Source organism: Streptomyces sp. NPDC054932 (genome assembly GCF_053610205.1).
Genome location: NZ_JBSGXU010000055.1, coordinates 18,277 through 42,689, shown reverse-complemented (window position 1 = coordinate 42,689; position 24,413 = coordinate 18,277). Strand labels below are relative to the sequence as shown.

At 69.7% G+C, this 24,413-nt stretch carries 26 protein-coding genes; 22 read left to right on the top strand and 4 right to left on the bottom strand.

Features of this window, described 5'->3' with window-relative positions:
* Positions 1 to 181: 181 nt before the first annotated feature.
* From ACWGE1_RS17475 to ACWGE1_RS17390, 18 genes are all read left to right on the top strand, one after another.
* Complete coding sequence (locus tag ACWGE1_RS17475) at positions 182 to 1,282, top strand: LCP family protein (protein ID WP_453421365.1); 1,101 nt, start codon at positions 182 to 184, stop codon at positions 1,280 to 1,282.
* 205 nt (positions 1,283 to 1,487) lie between these two features.
* The gene (gene rpmE / locus ACWGE1_RS17470) at positions 1,488 to 1,706 is read left to right on the top strand and encodes a 50S ribosomal protein L31 (RefSeq protein ID WP_030708126.1); all 219 of its coding nucleotides are present in this window, start codon (positions 1,488 to 1,490) and stop codon (positions 1,704 to 1,706) included.
* Between the two features lie 132 nt (positions 1,707 to 1,838).
* Positions 1,839 to 2,918, top strand: coding sequence for a peptide chain release factor 1 (gene prfA, locus ACWGE1_RS17465; protein ID WP_453421364.1), 1,080 nt, complete (start codon positions 1,839 to 1,841; stop codon positions 2,916 to 2,918).
* Positions 2,919 to 2,966: 48 nt separating this feature from the next.
* Positions 2,967 to 3,812, top strand: coding sequence for a peptide chain release factor N(5)-glutamine methyltransferase (gene prmC / locus ACWGE1_RS17460; protein WP_030008688.1), 846 nt, complete (start codon positions 2,967 to 2,969; stop codon positions 3,810 to 3,812).
* A gap of 49 nt (positions 3,813 to 3,861) precedes the next feature.
* On the top strand, positions 3,862 to 4,509 hold the full coding sequence (locus tag ACWGE1_RS17455) for an L-threonylcarbamoyladenylate synthase (RefSeq protein WP_453421363.1): 648 nt from the start codon (positions 3,862 to 3,864) through the stop codon (positions 4,507 to 4,509).
* Positions 4,506 to 5,162 (top strand): arsenate reductase/protein-tyrosine-phosphatase family protein, encoded by a 657-nt coding sequence (locus ACWGE1_RS17450; RefSeq protein ID WP_453421362.1) that lies wholly within the window; start codon positions 4,506 to 4,508, stop codon positions 5,160 to 5,162. The genes ACWGE1_RS17455 and ACWGE1_RS17450 overlap by 4 nt, the downstream gene beginning before the upstream one ends.
* 146 nt (positions 5,163 to 5,308) lie before the next feature.
* Complete coding sequence (locus ACWGE1_RS17445; RefSeq protein WP_453421361.1) at positions 5,309 to 6,538, top strand: serine hydroxymethyltransferase; 1,230 nt, start codon at positions 5,309 to 5,311, stop codon at positions 6,536 to 6,538.
* Between the two features lie 104 nt (positions 6,539 to 6,642).
* The gene (locus ACWGE1_RS17440; RefSeq protein ID WP_453421367.1) at positions 6,643 to 7,989 is read left to right on the top strand and encodes an MraY family glycosyltransferase; all 1,347 of its coding nucleotides are present in this window, start codon (positions 6,643 to 6,645) and stop codon (positions 7,987 to 7,989) included.
* A 274-nt stretch (positions 7,990 to 8,263) separates the two neighbouring features.
* Positions 8,264 to 8,701: a hypothetical protein gene (locus tag ACWGE1_RS17435; protein WP_453421360.1), complete on the top strand. Its 438-nt coding sequence runs from the start codon at positions 8,264 to 8,266 to the stop codon at positions 8,699 to 8,701.
* 241 nt (positions 8,702 to 8,942) lie between these two features.
* The gene (gene atpB / locus ACWGE1_RS17430; RefSeq protein WP_453421366.1) at positions 8,943 to 9,749 is read left to right on the top strand and encodes a F0F1 ATP synthase subunit A; all 807 of its coding nucleotides are present in this window, start codon (positions 8,943 to 8,945) and stop codon (positions 9,747 to 9,749) included.
* A gap of 80 nt (positions 9,750 to 9,829) precedes the next feature.
* Positions 9,830 to 10,057, top strand: coding sequence for an ATP synthase F0 subunit C (gene atpE / locus ACWGE1_RS17425; RefSeq protein WP_030386954.1), 228 nt, complete (start codon positions 9,830 to 9,832; stop codon positions 10,055 to 10,057).
* Positions 10,058 to 10,097: 40 nt separating this feature from the next.
* Positions 10,098 to 10,640: a F0F1 ATP synthase subunit B gene (locus ACWGE1_RS17420; RefSeq protein ID WP_030386953.1), complete on the top strand. Its 543-nt coding sequence runs from the start codon at positions 10,098 to 10,100 to the stop codon at positions 10,638 to 10,640.
* Positions 10,637 to 11,452 (top strand): F0F1 ATP synthase subunit delta, encoded by an 816-nt coding sequence (locus ACWGE1_RS17415; RefSeq protein ID WP_453421359.1) that lies wholly within the window; start codon positions 10,637 to 10,639, stop codon positions 11,450 to 11,452. Before ACWGE1_RS17420 ends, ACWGE1_RS17415 begins: the two co-directional genes overlap by 4 nt.
* 129 nt (positions 11,453 to 11,581) lie before the next feature.
* Positions 11,582 to 13,177, top strand: coding sequence for a F0F1 ATP synthase subunit alpha (gene atpA, locus ACWGE1_RS17410; protein WP_453421358.1), 1,596 nt, complete (start codon positions 11,582 to 11,584; stop codon positions 13,175 to 13,177).
* A gap of 20 nt (positions 13,178 to 13,197) precedes the next feature.
* Positions 13,198 to 14,115 (top strand): F0F1 ATP synthase subunit gamma, encoded by a 918-nt coding sequence (locus ACWGE1_RS17405; RefSeq protein WP_453421357.1) that lies wholly within the window; start codon positions 13,198 to 13,200, stop codon positions 14,113 to 14,115.
* On the top strand, positions 14,115 to 15,557 hold the full coding sequence (atpD, locus tag ACWGE1_RS17400) for a F0F1 ATP synthase subunit beta (RefSeq protein ID WP_030386949.1): 1,443 nt from the start codon (positions 14,115 to 14,117) through the stop codon (positions 15,555 to 15,557). Before ACWGE1_RS17405 ends, atpD begins: the two co-directional genes overlap by 1 nt.
* 163 nt (positions 15,558 to 15,720) lie before the next feature.
* On the top strand, positions 15,721 to 16,092 hold the full coding sequence (locus ACWGE1_RS17395) for a F0F1 ATP synthase subunit epsilon (RefSeq protein WP_030008701.1): 372 nt from the start codon (positions 15,721 to 15,723) through the stop codon (positions 16,090 to 16,092).
* A gap of 164 nt (positions 16,093 to 16,256) precedes the next feature.
* Positions 16,257 to 16,703: a DUF2550 domain-containing protein gene (locus ACWGE1_RS17390; protein WP_397729056.1), complete on the top strand. Its 447-nt coding sequence runs from the start codon at positions 16,257 to 16,259 to the stop codon at positions 16,701 to 16,703.
* A gap of 95 nt (positions 16,704 to 16,798) precedes the next feature.
* On the opposite strand, the gene ACWGE1_RS17385 is transcribed toward ACWGE1_RS17390, so the two are convergent.
* The 3 genes from ACWGE1_RS17385 to ACWGE1_RS17375 form a co-directional block, all read right to left on the bottom strand.
* Positions 16,799 to 18,700, bottom strand: coding sequence for a glycosyl hydrolase family 18 protein (locus ACWGE1_RS17385; protein WP_453421356.1), 1,902 nt, complete (start codon positions 18,698 to 18,700; stop codon positions 16,799 to 16,801).
* 124 nt (positions 18,701 to 18,824) lie between these two features.
* Positions 18,825 to 19,478 carry a response regulator gene (locus ACWGE1_RS17380; RefSeq protein WP_453421355.1) on the bottom strand — a complete coding sequence of 218 codons (654 nt, stop codon included), beginning with the start codon at positions 19,476 to 19,478 and terminating at the stop codon, positions 18,825 to 18,827.
* Positions 19,475 to 20,659 (bottom strand): sensor histidine kinase, encoded by a 1,185-nt coding sequence (locus ACWGE1_RS17375; RefSeq protein ID WP_453421354.1) that lies wholly within the window; start codon positions 20,657 to 20,659, stop codon positions 19,475 to 19,477. Before ACWGE1_RS17375 ends, ACWGE1_RS17380 begins: the two co-directional genes overlap by 4 nt.
* Before the next feature lie 162 nt (positions 20,660 to 20,821).
* Here ACWGE1_RS17375 and ACWGE1_RS17370 point away from each other — a divergent pair, with 162 nt between their 5' ends.
* Positions 20,822 to 21,397, top strand: a complete 576-nt coding sequence (locus tag ACWGE1_RS17370) for a hypothetical protein (protein ID WP_453421353.1) — start codon at positions 20,822 to 20,824, stop codon at positions 21,395 to 21,397.
* An 88-nt stretch (positions 21,398 to 21,485) separates the two neighbouring features.
* On the opposite strand, the gene ACWGE1_RS17365 is transcribed toward ACWGE1_RS17370, so the two are convergent.
* Positions 21,486 to 22,058: a cob(I)yrinic acid a,c-diamide adenosyltransferase gene (locus ACWGE1_RS17365; protein WP_453421352.1), complete on the bottom strand. Its 573-nt coding sequence runs from the start codon at positions 22,056 to 22,058 to the stop codon at positions 21,486 to 21,488.
* 156 nt (positions 22,059 to 22,214) lie between these two features.
* Here ACWGE1_RS17365 and ACWGE1_RS17360 point away from each other — a divergent pair, with 156 nt between their 5' ends.
* From ACWGE1_RS17360 to ACWGE1_RS17350, 3 genes are all read left to right on the top strand, one after another.
* Positions 22,215 to 22,754, top strand: coding sequence for a hypothetical protein (locus ACWGE1_RS17360; RefSeq protein WP_453421351.1), 540 nt, complete (start codon positions 22,215 to 22,217; stop codon positions 22,752 to 22,754).
* Positions 22,755 to 22,908: 154 nt separating this feature from the next.
* Complete coding sequence (locus ACWGE1_RS17355; protein ID WP_030708166.1) at positions 22,909 to 23,757, top strand: 3-hydroxyacyl-CoA dehydrogenase family protein; 849 nt, start codon at positions 22,909 to 22,911, stop codon at positions 23,755 to 23,757.
* Positions 23,758 to 23,931: 174 nt separating this feature from the next.
* The gene (locus tag ACWGE1_RS17350; RefSeq protein WP_030386930.1) at positions 23,932 to 24,255 is read left to right on the top strand and encodes an STAS domain-containing protein; all 324 of its coding nucleotides are present in this window, start codon (positions 23,932 to 23,934) and stop codon (positions 24,253 to 24,255) included.
* Positions 24,256 to 24,413 lie beyond the last annotated feature (158 nt).

Below are 24,413 nucleotides of genomic sequence, written 5' to 3'. Positions count from 1 at the left end.
CGCCGCACCCGCGGCGGGGGCTGTCGCGCGTCCGGGCGGTGTTTCGGGGTACACGCGCCCTGCGGTGCGGTTCGGCCCGGAATGGAACCCTGGGCGCCGTACACCCGTCTGTGTCAGAGGAACCGCGGGGTGGACGGCGGGCCGGAACGACCAGGGGACCGGACCAAGGACTGAGGAGAGCATGACCGAGGAGAGCAAGGACCACGGCGGGCGTGCCGCGGCCCGGCGCCGCCGCAAGCCGGCGAAGCGCCGCAGGGCCGTCGCCGTTGCCGCCTGGAGCGCTGCGGGGGTGGTCCTGCTGGGGGGTGCGGGCCTCGGCTACTTCTACTTCAAGTTCAACGGCAACCTGAAGACCGTCGACATCGACCAGGCCCTCGGCACCGACCGCCCGCAGAACGTCGACAACGGCTCGATGGACATCCTCGTCCTGGGCTCCGACTCCCGCGGCGGCGCCAACGGCGAGTACGGCCAGGACGACGGCGGCTCCGCCCGCTCCGACACGGCGATGATCATCCACCTGTACGAGGGCCACGAGAAGGCCAGCGTCGTGTCGATACCGCGCGACACCATGATCGCCCGCCCCTCCTGCGCGACGCCGGGCGGGAAGACCGACCCCGGCGGTCAGCGCACCCAGTTCAACGAGGCGTTCACCGTCGGCGGGGCCGCCTGCGCGGTCAAGACCGTCGAGAAGATGTCGGGGATCCGCATGGATCACTACATAGAGGTCGACTTCACCGGCTTCAAGAAGATCATCGACAATCTCGGCGGCGTCGAGGTGACCACCACCAAGCCCATCAAGGACGGCGCCAGCCATCTGGACCTCGCGGCCGGCACCAACAAGCTCAACGGGGAGCAGGCCCTCGGCCTCGTCCGCACCCGCAAGAGCGTCGGCGACGGCAGCGACCTGGGCCGAATACAGCTCCAGCAGGCCTTCATCAAGGCACTCATCAAGCAGGTCAAGGGCATCGGGCTGTTCGACAACCCGAAGAAGCTGCTCGACATCGCCGACTCCGCCACCAAGGCGATCACCACCGACAAGGCGCTCGGTGACGTGAAATCCCTCATGGGCTTCGCCCAGGGCCTCCAGGGCATCGACGCCCAGGACATGCAGATGATCACGCTGCCGGTGACCACGGACCCCCGCGACCCCAACCGCGTGGCCCCGCTCACCAAGGAGACCAAGATGGTCTGGGACGCCCTGCTGGCCGACCGGCCGATCCCGGCGGAGGCCACCGTGAACTCCTCCGGCGACAAGAGCACGGCCGGGTCGATCGTCCAGTAGGGCCGCAGTCCGCGGGGGCGCGGGCGGGGCCGGGCACGGGCTGCGGGCCGGTGCGGAATAGATGGAGACCCCGTCCCGTTGAGGGAGGCGTCCTCAGAATTTTGACAGGCAGCCCGGTCCTGGCAGACTGGTCTGTCGGCCCCGGTTCACGCAGTGCGCAATTCGGCTCCTGCGACCCGGCGCCCTCCCGAATCTAGGAGACACCTTGAAGCGCGATGTTCACCCCGAGTACGTCGAGACCCAGGTCAGCTGCACCTGTGGCGCGTCGTTCACCACTCGCAGCACCCTGACCGAGGGCTCCATCCGAGCCGAGGTCTGCTCCGAGTGCCACCCGTTCTACACGGGCAAGCAGAAGATCCTCGACACCGGTGGCCGTGTGGCCCGCTTCGAGGCCCGCTTCGGCAAGGGTGCGGCCAAGAAGTAGCGCGACCCAGGCGCCGGTCTCCGGCCGCCCCCTGTCCACTCGGGGGCGGCCGGACCGGCGCCTTTGTCGTCGTTCCGTCCGCCACCCCGCCCCCGTGCAGCCCTCTCGCACTTTCACCCCAGGAGTCCCCCGATGTTCGAAGCGGTCGAGGAATTGGTCGGCGAACACGCCGATCTTGAGACGAAGCTCGCCGACCCTTCGGTCCACTCGGATCAGGCCAACGCGCGCAAGCTGAACAAGCGCTACGCGGAGCTGACCCCGATCGTCGCGACCTTCCGTGCCTGGAAGCAGTCCGCCGAGGACATCGAGACGGCCAAGGAGTTCGCGGCCGACGACCCCGACTTCGCGGCCGAGGTCAAGGAACTGAGCGCACAGCGCGAAGAGCTCACCGAGAAGCTCCGCCTGCTGCTCGTCCCGCGCGACCCCAGCGACGACAAGGACGTGCTCCTCGAGGTCAAGGCGGGCGCGGGCGGCGACGAGTCGGCACTGTTCGCCGGCGACCTGCTGCGCATGTACCTGCGCTACGCCGAGCGCGTGGGCTGGAAGACCGAGATCATCGACGCCACCGAGTCCGAGCTCGGCGGCTACAAGGACGTCCAGGTCTCCGTCCGCACCAAGGGCGGCAACGGTGCCACCGAGCCCGGCCAGGGCGTGTGGGCCCGCCTGAAGTACGAGGGCGGCGTGCACCGCGTCCAGCGCGTTCCGGCCACCGAGTCCCAGGGCCGCATCCACACCTCCGCCGCCGGCGTGCTCGTCACCCCGGAGGCCGAGGAGGTCGAGGTCGAGATCAACATGAACGACCTCCGCATCGACGTGTACCGCTCGTCCGGCCCCGGCGGCCAGTCCGTCAACACCACCGACTCGGCCGTGCGCATCACGCACATCCCGACCGGTGTGGTCGCCTCCTGCCAGAACGAGAAGAGCCAGCTCCAGAACAAGGAGCAGGCCATGCGCATCCTGCGCTCGCGGCTCCTGGCCGCCGCCCAGGAGGCCGCCGAGCAGGAGGCATCGGACGTGCGCCGCAGCCAGGTGCGCTCCGTGGACCGTTCCGAGAAGATCCGGACGTACAACTACCCGGAAAACCGGATCTCGGACCACCGGACCGGTTTCAAGGCGTACAACTTGGACCAGGTGCTCGACGGTGACCTCGACGCGGTCATCCAGGCCTGCGTGGACACGGACTCCGCGGCCAAGCTCGCGGCCGCGCACTGACCCGATCCCTGCATCACCCCCCGTACGACAGCAGCCCGGAGGACCAGCGTGAACTTGCTGCTTGCCGAGGTGGCCCAGGCCACCCAGCGGCTGGCCGCCGCCGGCGTGCCCTCACCGCGCTTCGACGCGGAGGAGCTCGCCGCCTTCGTGCACGGCGTCAAGCGGGGGGAACTGCACCACGTCAAGGACGCGGACTTCGACGCCCGCTACTGGGAGGCCGTCGCCCGCCGCGAGGCGCGCGAGCCGCTCCAGCACATCACCGGCCGAGCCTTCTTCCGGTACCTGGAGCTGCAGGTCGGACCCGGGGTCTTCGTGCCCCGGCCCGAGACCGAATCGGTCGTGGACTGGGCCATACACGCCGTCCGGGCGATGGACGTCGTCGAGCCGCTGATCGTCGACCTGTGCACCGGCTCCGGCGCGATCGCGCTGGCCATGGCCCAGGAGGTGCCGCGCTCGCGCGTGCACGCGGTCGAGCTGTCCGAGGACGCCCTGCGGTGGACCCGCAAGAACGCCGAGGGCTCCCGGGTCACCGTCCACCAGGGCGACGCCCTGAGCGCGCTGCCCGAGCTCGACGGACAGGTCGACCTGGTCATCTCCAACCCGCCGTACATCCCGCTCACCGAGTGGGAGTACGTCGCCCCCGAGGCCCGCGACCACGATCCGGAGATGGCGCTCTTCTCCGGCGAGGACGGCCTCGACACCATCCGCGGCATCGAGCGGACCGCCCACCGGCTCCTGCGGCCGGGTGGGATCGTGGTCATCGAGCACGCCGACACCCAGGGCGGCCAGGTTCCGTGGATCTTCGCCGAGGAGCGGGGCTGGGCCGACGCGGCCGACCACCCGGACCTCAACAACCGCCCGCGCTTCGCGACGGCCCGCAAGGCCCTGCCGTGACCGGCGCGACGATCCCCGCCACCCCACTGATGCACGAGGAGGCCCGCTGATGGCCCGGCGATACGACTGCAACGACGCGACGGACCGTAAGACGGGTCTGCGCGAAGCCGCATCCGCCGTCCGCCGCGGCGAGCTCGTCGTGCTGCCCACCGACACCCTGTACGGGATCGGCGCGGACGCCTTCAGCCCGGAGGCCGTCCACGACCTGCTCGCGGCCAAGGGCCGGGGCCGCGGGATGCCCACCCCGGTGCTCATCGGCTCCCCGAACACGCTCCACGGCCTCGTCACCGACTTCTCCGAGCAGGCCTGGGAGCTCGTCGACGCCTTCTGGCCGGGCGCGCTGACCCTGGTCGCCAAGCACCAGCCCTCGCTGGCGTGGGACCTCGGGGACACCGAGGGCACCGTGGCCGTGCGCATGCCCCTGCACCCCGTGGCGATCGAGCTGCTGACCGAGGTCGGCCCGATGGCGGTGTCCTCGGCCAACCTGTCCGGGCACCCGGCGCCCGAGGACTGCGACGCCGCGCGCGAGATGCTCGGGGACTCCGTGTCCGTGTACCTGGACGGCGGCCCGACGCCCGGCATCCAGCCGTCGTCGATCGTCGACGTCACCGGGAAGGTTCCCGTCCTGCTGCGCGAGGGGGCGCTCACCGCAGACCAGCTGCGGGAGGTCGTACCCGACCTCGAGGTCGCCCCGTGAGCCCTGAGGGGCGTGGCATAGCAGGGGGGTGGCGCCCGGCGGCGGCCGGAGGAAACACTTTCCGCATACTCCACGTCAGCACCGGCAACGTGTGCCGCTCGCCCATCACCGAGCGGCTGACGCGCCATGCCCTCTCGCACCGCCTCGGCGGTCCCGTCACCGGTGACCTCATCGTGGAGAGCGCCGGCACCTGGGGCCACGAGGGCGCCCCGATGGAGGCGAACGCGGCCGCCGTGCTGGCGGACTTCGGGGCCGACGCGTCCGGGTTCACCGGGCGGGAGCTGCTGGACGAGCACGTCATACGCGCCGACCTGGTGCTGACCGCCACCCGCGACCACCGGGCCCAGGTCATCTCGATGGGCCATTCGGCGGGACTGCGCACCTTCACGCTGAAGGAATTCACCCGGCTGGTGCGGGCGATAGATCCGGCCACGCTGCCGCCGCTGGACGACGGCATGGCGGAGCGGGCGCGGGCGCTGGTACGGGCCGCCGCGGCACTGCGCGGCTGGCTGCTGGCGCCGTCGCCGGACGCGGACGAGGTGTACGACCCGTACGGGGCGCCGATCACCTTCTTCCGCTCGATCGGCGACGAGATCAACCAGGCGCTGGATCCGGTCGTGACGGCCCTGACGGGCGTGACCGCCCCGCGCTGAGGCCCCGTCCGGCCGGAGGCCGACAGGCTCCTTGGGGACGGACGGAGCGAGTGCCGCGCCGGGCAGGGAACCGCCCCGCGCCGACAGGGCACGGCGGGGCCCGCGGGCCTACAGTGGCTGGTACCCGGTACCCCTGGAGTCGCGCCATGAGCGTCATCACCCAGCCCACGGACCTGCTGCGCCTGCAGGACCCGCAGATGGCCGACGTACTGGCCGGGGAGAGACAGCGCCAGGCCGGCACGCTGCAGCTGATCGCCGCGGAGAACTTCACCTCGACCGCCGTGCTCGCGGCCCTCGGGTCCGCGCTCGCCAACAAGTACGCCGAGGGGTATCCCGGCGCCCGGCACCACGGCGGGTGCGAGTACGCCGATCTGGCCGAGCGGACCGCCGTGGAGCGGGCCAAGGCGCTCTTCGGCGCCGAGCACGCCAACGTGCAGCCCCACTCCGGCTCCTCCGCCGTCCTGGCCGCGTACGCCGCCCTGCTGCGGCCGGGGGACACCGTGCTGGCGATGGGGCTCACGTACGGGGGACACCTCACGCACGGGTCGCCCGCCAACTTCTCCGGGCGGTGGTTCGACTTCGTCGGGTACGGGCTCGACGCCGAGAGCGGTCTCATCGACTACCGGCAGGTGCAGCGCCTGGCCCACGCGCACCGGCCCAAGGCGATCGTGTGCGGCTCCATCTCCTACCCCCGCCACCCCGAGTACTCGGCCTTCCGGGAGATCGCGGACGAGGTCGGCGCCTACCTCATCGCGGACGCCGCCCATCCGATCGGGCTGGTGGCCGGCGGGGCGGCGCCCAGCCCCGTCCCGTACGCGGACATCGTCTGCGCGACCACGCACAAGGTGCTGCGCGGGCCGCGCGGCGGAATGGTGCTGTGCGGCGCCGAGTACGCCGAGCGCATCGACCGGGCGGTGTTCCCCTTCACGCAGGGCGGGGCGCAGATGCACACCATCGCCGCCAAGGCCGTGGCCTTCGGCGAGGCGGCCCGGCCGGCCTTCGCCACGTACGCCCACCGGGTCGTCGCCAATGCCCGCGTGCTGGCGGCCGCGCTCCAGGAACGCGGGTTCGCCATCAGCACCGGCGGCACCGACACCCATCTGATCGCCGCCGACCCCGCGCCGCTGGGCGTGGACGGCCCGACCGCACGCGGCCGGCTGGCGGCCGCCGGGATCGTGCTGGACACCTGCGTCCTCCCGTACGGGGACCAGCGCGGCATCCGGCTGGGGACGGCCGCCGTGACCACGCAGGGAATGGGCGAGGCGGAGATGGTGCGGATCGCGGCATTGTTCGCCGCGGCGCTGGACGGGGATGGCGCGAAAACACGTACGGAGGTCAGTGAGCTCACGATGGGATTTCCCCCTTACGCGGAGTAAGCAGGACAAGCGGGGCGTACTGGAACCGGGATACCGCCCCCTCGCGTCCTCGATGGAGGTGACATCGCAGCTAATGTGTGGGGCTGAGATGGCCGGCGATACATCTGGGGCAGCCCGTGCGTGAATATCTGCTGACGCTTTGCGTCACGGTCGCGGTGACCTACCTGCTGACCGGGCCCGTGCGGAAGTTCGCGATCGCGGCCGGGGCCATGCCGGAGATCCGCGCCCGCGACGTGCACCGGGAGCCCACACCGCGCCTCGGCGGCATCGCCATGTTCGGCGGTCTGTGCGCGGGCCTGCTGGTCGCGGACCACCTGCCCAACCTCAACGGTGTCTTCGAGCTGTCGAACGAACCACGGGCGCTGCTCTCGGGCGCCGCGCTGATCTGGCTGATCGGCGTCCTCGACGACAAGTTCGAGATCGACGCGCTCATCAAGCTCGGCGCGCAGATGATCTCCGCAGGCGTGATGGTCATGCAGGGTCTGACCATCCTGTGGATCCCGGTGCCCTTCATCGGCACGGTCGCGCTCACCCAGTGGCAGGGCAACCTGCTCACCGTGGCGCTCGTCGTGATCACCATCAACGCGGTGAACTTCGTCGACGGCCTCGACGGTCTCGCCGCCGGCATGGTCTGCATCGCCGCGGCCGCGTTCTTCCTGTACGCCTACCGGATCTGGTTCGGCTACGGCATCGAGGCGGCCGCGCCCGCCACCCTCTTCGCCGCGATCCTGATGGGCATGTGCCTCGGCTTCCTGCCGCACAACATGCATCCCGCCCGGATCTTCATGGGCGACTCCGGCTCGATGCTCATCGGCCTGGTGCTCGCCGCCGCCGCCATCTCCATCACCGGTCAGGTGGACCCCGACGCCCTGGCCCTGTACGCGCAGGGCGAGCGCAACGCGACGCACGCGATGCTCCCGGTCTTCATCCCGCTGATCCTGCCGCTGACGATCATCGCGATCCCGATGGCCGACCTGGTCCTGGCCATCGTCCGGCGTACGTGGAAGGGCCAGTCGCCCTTCGCGGCCGACCGCGGCCACCTGCACCACCGGCTGCTGGAGCTCGGGCACTCGCACAGCCGCGCGGTCCTGATCATGTACTTCTGGTCGGGCCTGATCGCCTTCGGCACGGTGGCCTACTCAGTGCATTCCGCCACGATGTGGATCGTGCTGGCGATCGCCGCGCTCAGCGCGATCGGCTTGATCCTGCTGCTTCTGCCGCGGTTCACCCCGCGCACCCCGCGCTGGGCGGAGGGTCTGGTTCCGCCGCGGTACCGGCACGCCGCACGCGCCGCCGAGGCCGCCGCGGAGGCGGCCGCACGGGATGCGTCGGGGACGGAGCCGGAGCCCGCGAGGCCGATCGCCGCGGGCGTCTCCGGCGTCAACGGAGCGACCGCCGTGGGCCCCCGTTCGCGCTTCCCCGACCGGCGTAAGGCTGAATCCACCCGCTGACGCCCGAGGCGCATGTCGGATATGGATGGCCTTTATCAGGCAAGACGCCCGCTTGTCGCGCACACACGCGCAGGGTCACTCTCATGTGTGACAGTCGGCACACCTGACAGGTAAAGCTCTCATCAAATAGTTTGTGATACCGTTCACTAAACCCGGCGACAGAGCCGAAGGACCGTAGTGCGACGGTCCCTTGGCCCGAGGTTCCCTCTCGGACCGGGCTTACGCTCGTCCTGTACGAGTCCAGTGCCCCCACCACCACGCGGAGCAAACCGCCATGCGGTCAGATGACGTCCGATCCCTCCTGCAAGCTGCCGTACCCACGGCTGTCGCCGGCGCTCTCGCCGCAGCGATCAGCGCGTTGGTCGTCGGCAGCAAGGGCGCGGTCGGAGCCGTCGTCGCGACGCTGGTCGTGATTCTTTTCATGGGCATCGGATTCGTCGTTCTGCAGCGCACGGCGAAATCACTCCCGCATCTCTTCCAGGCCATGGGGCTCATGCTCTACACGGCCCAGATCCTGCTGCTTTTCGTGTTTGTCGCGGCGTTCAAGAACACCACCCTGTTCAACCCCAAGGCGTTCGCGATCACGCTCGTCGTCACCACCCTGGTGTGGATCGGCGCGCAGACCCGTGCTCACATGAAGGCCAAGATTCTTTACGTCGAACCGGACTCGGTGAAGGGCGACAAGCCCGAAAATCCGGGGCCGAAGTCGTGAAGGGTAGGGCCGGGATAAGTGAGCGTTCGAGATCCTGCTATCGTCCGGTGCCAACTGCGGCACTGCGGGCGCGGGCATCTGAGCTGACGCCTGTCCCATCGCGAGGCTCGATGCCTGCCTGTCGCCCCACCATCCGTAACACCAGTCCAGTGCCGAACCGCGGCTGCGCGCCGCGCCGACACAACGAGGTTGCCGTACCTATGCGCCACGCTGAAGGAGCCCTGCGGTGAGTGCTGCTGACATGACGCTCGCCTTCGAGATCAATTGTCATTTCGAAGACGGCACTGGCTGCGGCTTCCCGGGCCCGACCCTGTACTCGTTCCTGTTCAAGCCGATCTTCGGTGACGACAGCGGCCTGTACTTCAACAAGACGATGCTGCTGGCCATGCTCGGCTCGATCATCATCGTCGGCTTCTTCTGGGCTGCGTTCCGGAAGCCGAAGGTCGTCCCGGGCAAGCTGCAGATGGTCGCCGAGGCCGGTTACGACTTCGTGCGCCGCGGCATCGTCTACGAGACGCTGGGCAAGAAGGAGGGCGAGAAGTACGTCCCCTTCATGGTCGCGACGTTCTTCTTCGTCTGGATGATGAACCTCTGGTCCATCGTCCCGCTCGCCCAGTTCCCGGTGACCGCGGTCATCGCGTACCCGGCCGGCCTGGCCCTCGTCATCTACGTCATGTGGATGTCGGTGACCTTCAAGCGCCACGGTTTCGTCGGCGGCTTCAAGAACATCACGGGCTACGACAAGACGCTCGGCCCGGTCCTGCCGATGGTCATGATCATCGAGTTCTTCTCGAACGTCCTGGTCCGCCCCTTCACCCACGCGGTCCGACTGTTCGCGAACATGTTCGCCGGTCACACCCTGCTGCTGCTGTTCACCATCGCCAGCTGGTACCTGCTGAACGGGATCGGCATCGCCTACGCGGGCGTCTCGTTCGTCATGGTCCTCGTGATGACCGCTTTCGAACTCTTCATCCAGGCTGTCCAGGCCTACGTCTTCGTGCTCCTGGCCTGCAGCTTCCTGCAGGGCGCGCTCGCCGAGCACCACTGAGCGCAACCCGCTCCAAGCAATCCCCCCAGTCGTCCGGTGGCCAACCCCCACCGGTCCGTGAAAGAGAAGGAAGAACTGGCATGTCCCAGACCCTTGCTGCCGTCACCGGTTCCCTCAGCTCCGTTGGCTACGGCCTCGCGGCGATCGGCCCCGGCGTCGGCGTCGGCATCATCTTCGGTAACGGCACCCAGGCGCTCGCCCGTCAGCCCGAAGCTGCCGGTCTGATCCGCGCCAACCAGATCCTCGGCTTCGCCTTCTGTGAGGCGCTCGCCCTCATCGGTCTGGTCATGCCGTTCGTCTACAGCTGACGAACCCCACGACTAGTCCGAATCGACGAAAGGCACTGATGTGAACCTCCTGGTTCTCGCGGCCGAGGAGCCTCAAAACCCCCTCGTCCCGCCGATCCCCGAGCTCGTCATCGGTCTGCTCGCCTTCGTCATCGTCTTCGGTTTCCTCGCGAAGAAGCTCCTCCCGAACATCAACAAGGTTCTGGAAGAGCGCCGCGAGGCCATCGAGGGCGGTATCGAGAAGGCGGAATCCGCCCAGACCGAGGCCCAGAGCGTCCTGGAGCAGTACAAGGCCCAGCTCGCCGAAGCCCGGCACGAGGCCGCGCGCCTGCGCCAGGAAGCGCTGGAGCAGGGCACTGCGCTGAAGGAAGAACTGCGCGCAGAGGGCCAGCGGCAGCGTGAGGAGATCATCGCTGCCGGTCACGCCCAGATCGCGGCAGACCGCAAGGCCGCCTCTCAGGCGCTGCGTCAGGACGTGGGCAAGCTCGCCACCGACCTGGCCGGAAAGCTCGTCGGCGAGTCCCTTGAGGACCACGCCCGGCAGAGCCGCACCATCGACCGCTTCCTCAGCGAGCTTGAGGAGAAGGCCGAGGCGGCCCGATGAACGGAGCGAGCCGCGAGGCACTGGCCTCCGCGCGCGAGCGTCTCGACGCACTGACGGACAACACGTCCGTCGACGCGGCGAAGCTCGCCGGTGAGCTGGCTGCCGTCACCGCGCTGCTCGACCGTGAGGTCTCGCTGCGTCGGGTCCTCACCGACCCGGCGCAGTCCGGCGAGGCCAAGGCCGAGCTGGCCGGTCGGCTGCTCGGCGGTCAGGTCGGCGGGGAAACCCTCGACCTGGTGTCCGGCATGGTCCGGTCCCGCTGGTCGCAGTCCCGCGACCTGGTGGACTCGCTGGAGGAGCTGGCGGCCACCGCCGACCTCACGGCGGCCCAGCAGTCGGGCGGGCTCGACGACGTCGAGGACGAGATCTTCCGCTTCGGCCGGATCGTGTCCTCGAGCACCGAGCTGCGCTCCGCGCTGACCGACCGCGCGGCCACCACCTCCGCCAAGAGCGAGCTGCTGCGCAGCCTGCTCGGCGGCAAGGTGAACGCCGTCACCGAGCGCCTGGTGATCCGTCTTGTCACGCACCCGCGTGGACGTAGCCTGGAAGCGGGACTCGAGTCCCTCTCCAAGCTCGCCGCCGAGCGCCGTGACCGCATGGTCGCCACCGTGACCAGCGCGGTTCCGCTCAGCGACGTGCAGAAGGCGCGTCTCGGCGCGGTGCTGGCCAAGCTGTACGGCCGCCAGATGCACCTGAACCTCGACGTGGACCCCGAGGTCCTCGGCGGGATCTCGGTGCGAGTCGGCGACGAGGTCATCGACGGCACCATCGCGGACCGCCTCGCCGAGGCGTCCCGCCGCATGGCCGGCTGACCAGCCACCAATAGAACAAAGCATTCCTAGCGGCCCGGTTGGGCCGTGCAGAACTTGCAGAAGATTCCTGGGGGTCGCCCCCAGACCCCTAAGAAGCTTCAGGCCCAACAAGGAGAGCAGGGAACCCAGATGGCGGAGCTCACGATCCGGCCGGAGGAGATCCGGGACGCACTGGAGAACTTTGTCCAGTCGTACCAGCCGGACGCGGCCTCGCGCGAGGAGGTCGGAACGGTCAGCGTTGCCGGCGACGGCATCGCGAAGGTGGAGGGCCTGCCCTCCGCCATGGCGAACGAGCTGCTGAAGTTCGAGGACGGCACCCTCGGTCTCGCCCTCAACCTCGAGGAGCGCGAGATCGGTGCGGTCGTCCTCGGCGAGTTCAGCGGTATCGAGGAGGGCCAGCCGGTGCAGCGCACCGGTGAGGTGCTCTCCGTCGGCGTCGGCGAGGGCTACCTCGGCCGCGTCGTCGACCCGCTCGGCAACCCGATCGACGGTCTCGGCGAGATCGCGACCGAAGGCCGCCGCGCCCTCGAGCTGCAGGCCCCCGGCGTCATGGTCCGCAAGTCGGTCCACGAGCCGATGCAGACCGGCTACAAGGCCATCGACGCGATGGTCCCCGTCGGCCGTGGCCAGCGTCAGCTGATCATCGGTGACCGTCAGACGGGCAAGACCGCCCTGGCTGTCGACACGATCATCAACCAGCGCGACAACTGGCGCTCCGGTGACGTGAACAAGCAGGTTCGCTGCATCTACGTCGCCATCGGCCAGAAGGGCTCGACCATCGCGTCCGTTCGCGGCGCGCTGGAAGACGCGGGCGCGCTCGAGTACACGACGATCGTCGCCGCCCCGGCGTCCGACCCGGCCGGCTTCAAGTACCTGGCGCCGTACACCGGTTCCGCCATCGGCCAGCACTGGATGTACGCCGGCAAGCACGTCCTGATCATCTTCGACGACCTGTCGAAGCAGGCCGACGCCTACCGCGCCGTGTCGCTGCTGCTGCGCCGCCCGCCGGGCCGTGAGGCCTACCCGGGTGACGTCTTCTACCTGCACTCGCGTCTGCTGGAGCGTTGCGCCAAGCTCTCCGACGACATGGGTGCCGGTTCGATGACCGGTCTGCCGATCGTCGAGACCAAGGCGAACGATGTGTCGGCGTTCATCCCGACCAACGTCATCTCCATCACCGACGGCCAGTGCTTCCTGGAGTCCGACCTGTTCAACGCGGGCCAGCGCCCGGCGCTGAACGTCGGTATCTCGGTCTCCCGCGTCGGTGGTTCCGCCCAGCACAAGGCCATGAAGCAGGTTTCCGGCCGTCTGCGCCTGGACCTCGCCCAGTACCGTGAGCTGGAGGCGTTCGCCGCCTTCGGTTCCGACCTGGACGCCGCGTCGAAGGCCTCGCTGGAGCGCGGCAAGCGTCTGGTCGAGCTGCTGAAGCAGGGCCAGTACCAGCCGATGCCCGTCGAGGAGCAGGTCATCTCCGTCTGGGCCGGCACCACCGGCAAGATGGACGACGTTCCGGTCGTCGACATCCGTCGCTTCGAGTCGGAGCTGCTGGAGCACCTGCGCCGCGAGCGCAAGGACCTCCTCACCTCCATCGCCGACGGCGGCAAGATGTCGGACGACACCCTGACGTCGGTCGCGGACGCCATCGCTTCCTTCAAGCGCCAGTTCGAGACCTCGGACGGCAAGCTCCTGGGCGAGGACGCACCGGCCGTCAACGTCTCCAAGTGACGACGGAAGGGACCTGACTCATGGGAGCGCAGCTCCGGGTCTACAAGCGTCGCATCCGTGCCATCACGGCGACCAAGAAGATCACCAAGGCGATGGAGATGATCGCCGCCTCGCGCATCGTCAAGGCGCAGCGCAAGGTGGCGGCATCGATGCCGTACGCGACCGAGCTCACCCGTGCGGTGACCGCGGTGGCGACCGGCTCGAACACCAAGCACGCCCTGACGACCGAGGTCGAGGCGCCGACCCGTGCCGCGATCGTGCTCATCACGAGCGACCGCGGTCTGGCCGGCGGCTACTCCTCGAATGCCATCAAGCAGGCGGAGCGGCTCACCGAGCGGCTGCGTGGCGAGGGCAAGGAGGTCGACACCTACATCGTCGGCCGTAAGGGGCTGGCCTACTACGGCTTCCGCGAGCGCAAGGTCGCGGATTCGTGGACCGGCTTCACCGACAGCCCGGCCTACGCCGACGCCAAGCGCGTCGCCGGGCCGCTGATCGAGGCCATCCAGCTGGAAACGGCCGAGGGTGGCGTCGACGAGCTGCACATCGTCTACACGGAATTCGTGTCGATGATGACGCAGAACCCGGTCGACGGCCGGATGCTGCCGCTCAGCCTCGATCAGGCTCAGGAGGAGACCGGTGCGAAGGGCGAGATCCTTCCGCTGTTCGACTTCGAGCCGTCGGCGGAGGACGTCCTCGACGCCCTGCTGCCGCGCTACGTCGAGAGCCGTATCTACAACGCACTGCTGCAGTCGGCCGCTTCCGAGCACGCCGCCCGCCGCCGCGCGATGAAGGCGGCGACCGACAACGCCGGAGACCTCATCAAGAGCCTCTCCCGGCTTGCCAACGCGGCCCGCCAGGCCGAAATCACCCAGGAAATCAGCGAGATCGTCGGTGGCGCGAGCGCCATGGCTGACGCGACCGCGGGGAGTGACAAGTAATGACGACCACTGTTGAGACGGCCGCCGCCACGGGCCGCGTCGCCCGGGTCATCGGCCCGGTCGTCGACGTGGAGTTCCCCGTCGACGCCATGCCCGAGATCTACAACGCGCTGAAGGTCCAGGTCGCCGACCCGGCCGAGGACGGCGCGCTGAAGACCCTGACCCTCGAGGTCGCGCAGCACCTGGGTGACGGCCTCGTCCGTACCATCTCGATGCAGCCGACCGACGGTCTGGTCCGCCAGGCCCCGGTGACCGACACGGGCGAGGGCATCACCGTCCCCGTCGGTGACTTCACCAAGGGCAAGGTGTTCAACACCCTCGGTGAGGTGCTGAACTACCCGGAGGAGAACGCCAACGTCACCGAGCGCTGGCCGATCCACCGCAAGGCCCCTCGCTTCGACGAGCTCGAGTCGAAGACCGAGATGTTCGAGACCGGCGTCAAGGTCATCGACCTTCTCACCCCGTACGTCAAGGGTGGAAAGATCGGTCTGTTCGGTGGTGCCGGTGTCGGCAAGACCGTTCTGATCCAGGAAATGATCTACCGCGTCGCCAACAACCACGACGGTGTGTCGGTCTTCGCGGGCGTCGGTGAGCGTACCCGTGAGGGCAACGACCTCATCGAGGAAATGGCCGACTCGGGCGTCATCGACAAGACGGCGCTTGTCTTCGGCCAGATGGACGAGCCCCCGGGCACCCGTCTTCGCGTCGCCCTTGCCGGTCTGACCATGGCGGAGTACTTCCGCGATGTGCAGAAGCAGGACGTGCTCTTCTTCATTGACAACATCTTCCGTTACACCCAGGCCGGTTCCGAGGTCTCCACGCTGCTCGGCCGCATGCCGTCCGCAGTGGGTTACCAGCCGAACCTGGCTGACGAGATGGGTCTGCTGCAGGAGCGCATCACCTCGACCCGTGGTCACTCGATCACCTCGATGCAGGCGATCTACGTCCCCGCGGACGACCTGACCGACCCGGCGCCGGCGACCACCTTCGCCCACCTCGACGCGACGACGGTTCTTTCCCGTCCGATCTCCGAGAAGGGCATCTACCCGGCCGTGGACCCGCTGGACTCGACGTCCCGCATCCTCGACCCGCGGTACATCGCGGCGGACCACTACGCCACGGCGATGCGCGTCAAGGGGATCCTGCAGAAGTACAAGGACCTCCAGGACATCATCGCGATCCTCGGTATCGACGAGCTGGGCGAGGAGGACAAGCTCGTTGTCCACCGTGCCCGTCGTGTCGAGCGCTTCCTGTCGCAGAACACCCACGTGGCGAAGCAGTTCACCGGTGTGGACGGTTCGGACGTTCCGCTCGACGAGTCGATCACCGCGTTCAACGCGATCTGCGACGGTGACTACGACCACTTCCCCGAGCAGGCGTTCTTCCTGTGCGGTGGCATCGAGGACCTGAAGGCCAACGCCAAGGAGCTGGGCGTCTCCTGATCCGGCGCGCTCCTCGCGGAGCGCATCCGGTTCGAAGGCCCGCCGGCTCGCCGGCTGGTGTCTTGCAGGAGAGGGGCGGGTGTGTCCCGTCCCTCTCCCCACGCCCATTAGAATTTGACCCAACACCCGGCCGACCCGCCGGGTGGTGACCCGAGGAGCCACCTTGGCTGCTGAGCTGCACGTCGAGCTGGTCGCGGCGGACCGCAATGTCTGGTCCGGCGAGGCCACCCTTGTTGTCGCCCGCACCACGTCCGGCGACATCGGCGTCATGCCCGGTCACCAGCCGCTTCTCGGTGTGCTGGAATCGGGCCCGGTGACCATCCGTACCAGCGACGGCAACACTGTCGTCGCCGCGGTGCACGGCGGTTTCATCTCGTTCGCGGACAACAAGCTGTCCCTGCTGGCCGAGATCGCCGAGCTCGCGGACGAGATTGACGTCCAGCGTGCGGAGCGGGCACTGGAGCGCGCGAAGGCGGAGGCCGACGCGGCCGCCGAGCGTCGCGCTGATGTCCGGCTGCGCGCCGTAACGGGCTGAATGCCCGTCGGAGTTTGAATGCTTGAGTCCCGGGGGGCAACCGCCGGGACTCGAGCGACCTCAGCCGCGGTCCGTGCTGGAATTTTCCAGACCGGGTCGCGGCTGAGGCGATGCAGGTCCGTTTTTTTCTCATGCGTATTCGATGAGCGAGGAGGTCGGTGAAGATGCTCCTCGCTCTGCTTGTGAGCGGCCTGGTCGTAGCCCTGGTGGTGATCGGGCTGTTTGTTTTCGGGCTGCGCCGCAGACTCATCCAGCGGTCCGGCGGAACCTTCGACTGCAGCATGCGCTGGGGTGTGTCCGAGGAGCCCGACATCTCCGGCAAGGGCTGGGTGTACGGGGTCGCCCGCTACAGCGGTGACCGGATCGAGTGGTTCCGGGTGTTCTCGTACTCCCCGCGGCCGCGCCGGCTGCTGGAGCGGTCCTCGATCGAGGTCGTCGCCCGCCGCGCCCCGGAGGGCGAGGAGGAGCTGGCCCTGCTGTCCGACGCGGTCGTGCTCGGCTGTCTCCACCGGGGGACCCGCCTGGAGCTGGCGATGAGCGAGGACGCGCTGACCGGTTTCCTGGCCTGGCTGGAGGCGGCGCCGCCCGGCCAGCGGGTGAACGTGGCCTAGGGCCCGGCCTGATCGGCAAGACGGGCCCTGGTACCCCGGCGGGGTACGGAGAAGCCGGGGAGACGGGGGCGGACCCGTCTCCCCGGCTTCGGCCTTTACTGGAGCCCGGTGTGGACCGCGTTGGCGAGTTCACCGTTCGCGGTGTCGCCGCTGAACTCCCAGTAGAAGGCTCCCCTGAGGCCCTGCTGCTTGGCCCAGGTCATCTTCCCGGCGATCGTGGCGGGGGTGTCGTAGCTCCACCAGTTGCTGCCGCACTTGGCGTAGGCCGTGCCGGCGATGGTGCCGGTGGCCGGGCAGCTGCTCCTGAGCACCTTGTAGTCCTCGATGCCCTGCTCGTAGGTGCCCGGCGCGGGCCCGGTGGCGGTGCCGCCGGGGGCCGCCTGGGTCACTCCGGTCCAGCCGCGGCCGTAGAAGCCGATGCCGAGGTTGAGCTTGGCGCCGGCGACGCCCTTGGCCTTGAGCTTGGCGATGGCGTCGGCCGAGTTGAAGCCGGCCTGCGGGATGCCCGCGTAGGAGGTGAGCGGGGAGTGCGGGGCGGTCGGGCCCTGCGCCGCCCAGGCACCGAAGAAGTCGTACGTCATGACGTTGTAGAAGTCGACGTACTGCGCGGCGCCGCCGTAGTCGGCCGCGTCGATCTTGCCGCCGCTGGAGGCGTCGGCGGTGATGGCCGCGGTGACCAGGTTGTTCGCGCCGAACTTGGCCCGGGTCGCCTGCATCAGGTTCTTGAAGGCGGCCGCTCCGCTGGTGTCGCAGGACAGGCCGCAGGCGTTCGGGTACTCCCAGTCCAGGTCGATGCCGTCGAAGACATCGGCCCAGCGCGGGTCCTCGACCAGGTTGTAGCAGGACTGGGCGAAGGCGGTCGGGTTGGCGGCGGCCTGGGGGAAGCCGCCGGACCAGGTCCAGCCGCCGAAGGACCACAGCACCTTGATGTTCGGGTACTGCTTCTTCAGCTTGCGCAGCTGGTTGAAGTTGCCGCGCAGCGACTGGTCCCAGGTGTCGGCGACGCCGTCGACGCTCTGGTCGGCGGTGTAGGCCTTGTCGTAGTCGGCGTAGGCGTCACCGATCGTGCACTGGCCGTTCTGGACGTTGCCGAAGGCGTAGTTGATGTGCGTGATCCTGCTCGCCGTGCCGGAGGTCACCAGGTTCTTCACGTGGTAGTTGCGTCCGTAGACGCCCCAGTTGGTGAAGTAGCCGAGCTTGACCTTGCCGCCGGGGTCCGGGGGGATGACCCCGCCGGTCGTCGTCACCGTCGCGGAGCCGGAGGAGGGGCCGGTCTGGTCGACGGTGTCGCGGGCGGTGACGCTGTAGGTGTACGTCGTGCCCTTGGTCAGGCCCGAGTCCGCGTAGCTGGTCCCGGTCACGGTGGCGATCTTGGCGGAGCCCCGGAAGACGTCGTAGTTCTTGACGCCCTTGTCGTCCGTGGCCGGGGTCCAGGTCAGGGTGAGCGAGGTGTCGGCGACATTGCTCGCGGTGGGGGTGCCGGGAGCCGTGGGGGGAGTGTCGCCGGGCTGGGTGCCGCCGTCGCAGGAGGCGCCGTTGACCTTGCAGCCGCTGGGCGCGCCGCCGCCGGCGCCGTTGAAGCCGAAGCTGGCGGTGGCGCCGGGGGCGAGGGTGCCGTTCCAGCCGAGATTCCTGGCCGTCCAGTGCGTGCCCGAGCCGGTGACCGTGGCGTCCCAGGCCGAGGTGACCGAGGTGCCCGCCGGATAGTCCCACTCCACGGTCCAGCTGCTCAGGGTGGTGGTGCCGGTGTTCTTCACCACCCACTTGCCCTCGAAGCCGGAGCCCCAGTCGGAGACCTTGGTGTACGTCGCCGTCGCGGAGGCGGCCGCCTGGGCCGGGCCGGCCAGGGCGACGAGTCCGGTGACGGGCAGGGCGAGCGCGGCCACGATCGCCGCGACTCGGCTGAAGAACCGGGTGCGCCTGGTGCGGGGTGGGGATGCTGTGCTCAAGGGTGATCCTCCGTAGGTCCGTCGCAGTCGTGGGGCCGACTGCGACATGGGGGTGGGACCTGCGCCGCCCGTGAGCACGCTTTGTCATGGCACGCTCACCACAGTGTTGCGGCGAGCGTAGAAAGGTCTGGACCAACCGTCAAGAGGTCCAGACCGGTGCGCGCCTTCGCGCCTACATCCCCAACTCCTGTGCGAGCACTGCCGCTTGGAGTCTGCTGCGCAGCTCCAGCTTGCCGAGCAGCCTGCTGACGTGCGTCTTGGCCGTTGCTTCCGCCATCTCCAGACGCACGGCGATCTCCGCGTTCGACAGCCCCTCGCCCAGCGCGCTCAGCACCTCCCGCTCCCGCCGGGTGAGGGAGGCGACCGCCGCGGCCCGCTCCGGCGCCGGAGCGGGCCGCGCCGGACGCGGGGCCGCGAACTCCGCGATCAGCCGCCGTGTCACCGCCGGGGCGATCAGCCCCTCGCCGCGCGCGACGGTCCGTACCGCCTCGATGAGCTCCGCGGCGTCCGCGTTCTTCAGCAGGAAGCCGGCGGCCCCCGCCCGCAGCGCCCCGAACACGTACTCGTCGAGGTCGAAGGTGGTCAGCACCAGGACATCGGCCAGGCCCTCCGACACCACCTGACGCGTCGCGGACACCCCGTCGAGCCGGGGCATCTGCACGTCCATGAGGACGAGATCCGGCCGCAGCTCCCGGGCCAGGCGCACCGCCTCCTCCCCGTCGGCCGCCTCGCCCACCACCTCGACGTCGCCCGCGCTGCGCAGGATGAGCACCAGCCCGGCCCGGACCGCGCCCTGATCCTCCGCCACCACCACCCGGATGGTCATGCCTCCACCGCCTTCTCCTCAGCGGGCAGTGTCGCCCGTACCTGCCACACCGGGCCGGACCGGCCCGCCGTGAACTCCCCGCCCAGCAGTTCCGTCCGCTCCCGCATGCCGATCAGACCCGCCCCGGAGCCGGGCGCGCGGGGGCCCGGCCGGTCCCCGTAGGGGGAGTCCACCCATACGGTCAGCAGCCCGCCGGTGTGCGCCACGCGGACCGTGACCGTGCCCGGCGCGGCGTGCTTGAGCGCATTGGTGAGCGATTCCTGGACGATCCGGTACGCCGCCAGCTCCACGGGGGCCGCCGCCGGCTCCCCGGACGGCCGCTCGTCGTGGAGCACGAACGTCAGCCCGCTCGCCGAGCCGTTGGTCCCGGCCTGCGCGATCAGGGAGTCCAGGCCGTCCAGCGAGGGCACGGCGACCGGTTCCCGGTCGCCCCCGGCATCCCGCAGCAGCCCGATCAGGCGGCGCATTTCGGCCAGCCCCTGCACGCTGTTCTCGCGGATCACGCCGAGCGCGTCACGGCTGGTCGAGGCCGTGTCTATGGAGAGCGCGGCGGTGGAGTGGATGGCGATGGCGGAGAGGTGGTTGGCCACCATGTCGTGCAGCTCCCGGGCCATCCTGGCGCGCTCGGCGGCCACGGCCTGAGTGCGGTCCATCTCGGCCAGCAGCGCGGTCTGCTCGGCCCGCAGCCGGGCGGCCTCGGCGGCCTCGCGGTGGTTGCGCAGGGTGGCGCCGGTCAGGGCCGGGGCGAAGCTCACGATGCCGGTGATCGCGCCGATCAGGAGGGCCTGCGGGGTGCGCAGCCAGGCCACCGAGGCGATGGTGATCACGACGGAGATCAGACCGGTGGTCACCGGGAGCCGCCGGGCCATGGCCGGTTTTCCGTACACGACGGCGGCGTACATCAGATCGGTGAAGATCACGACGGTGGCGAGGCTGCCGACCGTGAACTGGTCGGCGATCACCCCGGCGGTGCCGACGACCAGGGTCACCCGTGGGGTGGTCCGGCGCAGCAGCTCCATCGAGCCGAGGACCAGCAGGGGGATCAGGGCCGCCCAGGCGGGCAGCGTGTCCCGGCTCGGGCTGCTGTAGACGCCGAGCGACCAGAACACCAGGCCCGCGGCCACGCTGATCACCGCGAGAAGGACGTCGTCACGGTGGGGGAGCAGGCTCTTCGTGGTCACGGTCCCATCCAACAGGGTGCGCGAGCCGTACACCTCGGCGGAGAGGCCGAGGTCCCGGTACATCGAACGATGCAGGCCCGGATGGTCAATGGAGACGACGAAACGGGCCCGGCCGGACGGGAGTCTGGAGGGGAACTGAGAACCGAGCGGACGGAGAGTCCCATGATCGTCGCGCTGATCATCGCCTGCGAGGTCGGCTTCTGGGTACTGCTGGCGGCCGGGCTGGCCCTGCGCTACCTCGCGAGGATGCCGAGGCTGGGGGCGGCGGTCCTGCTGTGCGAGCCCCTGATGGAGCTGGTCCTGCTGGTGGTCACCACGCTCGACCTCAAGAACGGCGCCGAGCCGGACTGGAAGCACGGACTGGCCGCCCTGTACATCGGCTACACCATCGCCTACGGGCACTACACGATCAAGTGGCTCGACGGGCACGCCGCGTACCGGCTGGCCGGGGGACCGAAGCCCGCGGGCGCCGGGTACGGGAAGGAACGGGCCCGGCACGAGTGGAAGCTCTGGGTCCGTACCGTGATCGCCGCGGCCGTCGCCCTGGCCCTGCTGCAGGTGGCGATCTGGTACGTCGGCGACGCGGGCGACGTCAGCTCGCTCCAGGCCTGGCAGTTCGGCGCCCTGCGGGCGGTCGGCATCCACGCCCTGGTCGCCCTGGCGTACACCGTCTGGCCGAAGAAGGCCCCGGCGGAAGCCGCCGAGGACCGGGCCTCACTCGTCCGCAACGACCTCTAGGGGGTGTCCGCAAAGTCCCGCCCGGCCCGCGACGCCCGGCGCCGCGGGCCACGCCCTCCAGGCGCCGGCGCTACTTTGCGGACACCCCTTAGCGCTCGCCGCCCGGCACCCACAGCACGTCCCCGACCTCCTTGTTGGCCACCCTGGCCAGGATGAACAGGAGGTCGGAGAGCCGGTTCAGGTAGGTGGCGGTCAGCGGGTTCATCACCTCGCCGTGCACCTCCAGCGCCGCCCACGTCGACCGCTCGGCGCGCCGGACCACCGTGCAGGCCTGGTGCAGCAGCGCCGCCCCGGGGGTCCCGCCGGGCAGGATGAAGCTGCGCAGCTTCTCCACCTGCTCCAGGAAGTGGTCGCAGTCCGCCTCCAGCTTGTCGACGTAGAACTGCTCCACGCGCAGCGGCGGGTACTCCGGGTTCTCGACCACCGGGGTGCACAGGTCGGCGCCGACGTCGAACAGGTCGTTCTGCACGCGGACCAGGACCTTCACGACCTCCGCCGCCAGCCCGCCGAGCGCGATGGCCGTTCCGATGGCCGCGTTGGCCTCGTTGGCGTCGGCGTACGCGGAGATCCGCAGGTCGGTCTTGGCCGTGCGGCTCATGTCGCCCAGGGCGGTCGTGCCCTTGTCGCCGGTACGGGTGTAGATGCGCGTGAGGTTCACCATGCGGCCAGGGTAGACGGGCCCGCCGGGGAAATTCCGGGCGAGGCCGCCCCTTCCCCGCGTACGGTCCGGTGGGGCCCGGGCCCGTCCTGTCGATCAGGCCGGGCGCGGCCTGATCGCCAGGACGGGCCCAGGGGTCCGGGACGGGGGAGTGGCGCATTGGCCGACGTGTACTACATCTGGCGGCTTGCCGAGGCCGCCCAGCAGATCGACCTCCTGGCGGGCTTCCTCGCCACCCGTCCCGGGGACGGTCCGGCCACCCGCCGCGAACCGGCGGAGAGCGCCGGGGCCGGGCGGGCGGCGGTGGCCGCCGGGCATCTGGGGGAGGCCCTCGACCACCTCGACGACCTGCGCGAGCACGCCGCCCGCTGGGCCGGCCACCCGCACCATCCGGGGGAACCGGCCGCCGCCGAGCACGACGCGAGGGTGTGGGACTACGCGAAGGACCTGCTGCGCGCGGAGCTCCGGCCGCAGGAGGCGAAGGTCGCCACGGCGCGCCGGATGCTGACGGAGCTCCGCCTCCTGCAGCGGGAGATCTGCACCCGGCCGGAGGCGGACGCGCGCGCCCGGGCGGACGCGCACTATCTCGCGGGCCGTGCCGCGATGGCCGTCGAACTCGGCCGCCCGGGCGCCGCGCGCAGGGAGCTGGCGCGGCTGCGCGCGCTGGCCCGGCGGTGCGCCGGGGACGACGGCGAGTGAACTGGACGGCCGGGCACGGCTGCTGGGCCGTACCGGTGTGATGTCCGTCATCTGAGACGTGACGCGTGTTACTTCACGGTCACACCGCACCGCCCGGGCGCTAGTCTCCGCCGGAGTGGCTACGTGAGTGCCGTAGGGAAACAAGGGGTGTGTAGTGGCTGGGAAGCTCGCCGTCATCGGTGCCGGACTCATGGGTTCCGGCATCGCGCAGGTCTCCGCTCAGGCGGGTTGGGACGTCGTACTCCGCGATGTCACCGATGCCGCGCTGACCCGCGGCACGGACGGAATCAAGGCCTCCTACGACAAGTTCGTCTCCAAGGGCAAGCTGACCGCCGAGGACGCCGAGGCGGCGCTCGCGCGCATCACCACCACCACTGACCTCGACGCCGTCGCCGACGTCGACATCGTGGTGGAGGCGGCCTTCGAGAAGATCGAGATCAAGCACGAGATCTTCCGCGCCCTGGACAAGATCGTCCGCGAGGACGCGATCCTCGCCTCCAACACCTCCGCCATCCCGATCACCAAGATCGCGGCCGTGACGGAGCGTCCGGAGCGGGTCGTCGGCGCGCACTTCTTCTCGCCCGTCCCGATGATGCAGCTGTGCGAGCTCGTCCGCGGCTACAAGACCAGCGACGAAACCCTCGCGACCACCCGGGCGTTCGCCGAGTCCGTCGGCAAGACCTGCATCGTCGTCAACCGCGACGTCGCCGGTTTCGTGACGACCCGTCTGATCTCCGCGCTGGTCGTCGAGGCCGCCAAGCTGTACGAATCGGGCGTGGCCTCCGCCGAGGACATCGACATCGCCTGCAAGCTCGGCTTCGGGCACGCGATGGGCCCCCTGGCCACCGCCGACCTCACGGGCGTCGACATCCTGCTGCACGCCACCAGCAACATCTACACCGAGTCCCAGGACGAGAAGTTCGCCCCGCCGGAGCTGATGCGCCGGATGGTGGACGCCGGGGACATCGGCCGCAAGAGCGGCCAGGGCTTCTACAAGCACTGAGGCCTGGCCCGCCACGGAGCAACACCGTTCGAATGCCGTCACCCCCCAGGGTGAATTAGGTATCGGTTCGCTCACGGTCGGCAACTTCCCTGCCCGCGCGGCAGTCAGTTGCAGTGAGAGTTGCCGACCACGGACCAGTCGGACCATACGTACGCAGTACTGCCGGGAGTACACATGCACATCAGGGGCGACCACGCCGAACTCGCTGTCGGGGGCCGCCTCGACGTGCGCAGCGCGGCGGACGCCCGTACGGCCCTCCACACCGCCCTGGACGACGGCCAGGGCGATCTCGTCCTCGACCTCACCGGGCTCGACTCGTGGGACGCGACCGGCCTCGGCGTGATCATGGGCGCGCACCGCCGGGCCGGCCGGACCGGACGGCGCCTGGTCCTGCGCGGGGTGCCGCCGCAGATGCAGCGGCTCCTCGTGGCCACCAGGCTGCACCGCATCCTCGCGATCGAGGGCGGACTGGAAGCCGAGTCCCTGCCCCGCGTCTGACCGGCAGGCCGCTGACCTTTGCATTTCCTGCGGAAACGTAACGGTCCGGTGGTGATCGCACCCCTGCGGTTTCCCGCACGACCGGCCACGGTCTAGGGTTCGGGCGGAAACCGGACCAGGAGCGACAGCGCGTGCGCGATGGCCGGGCGGTACGACGG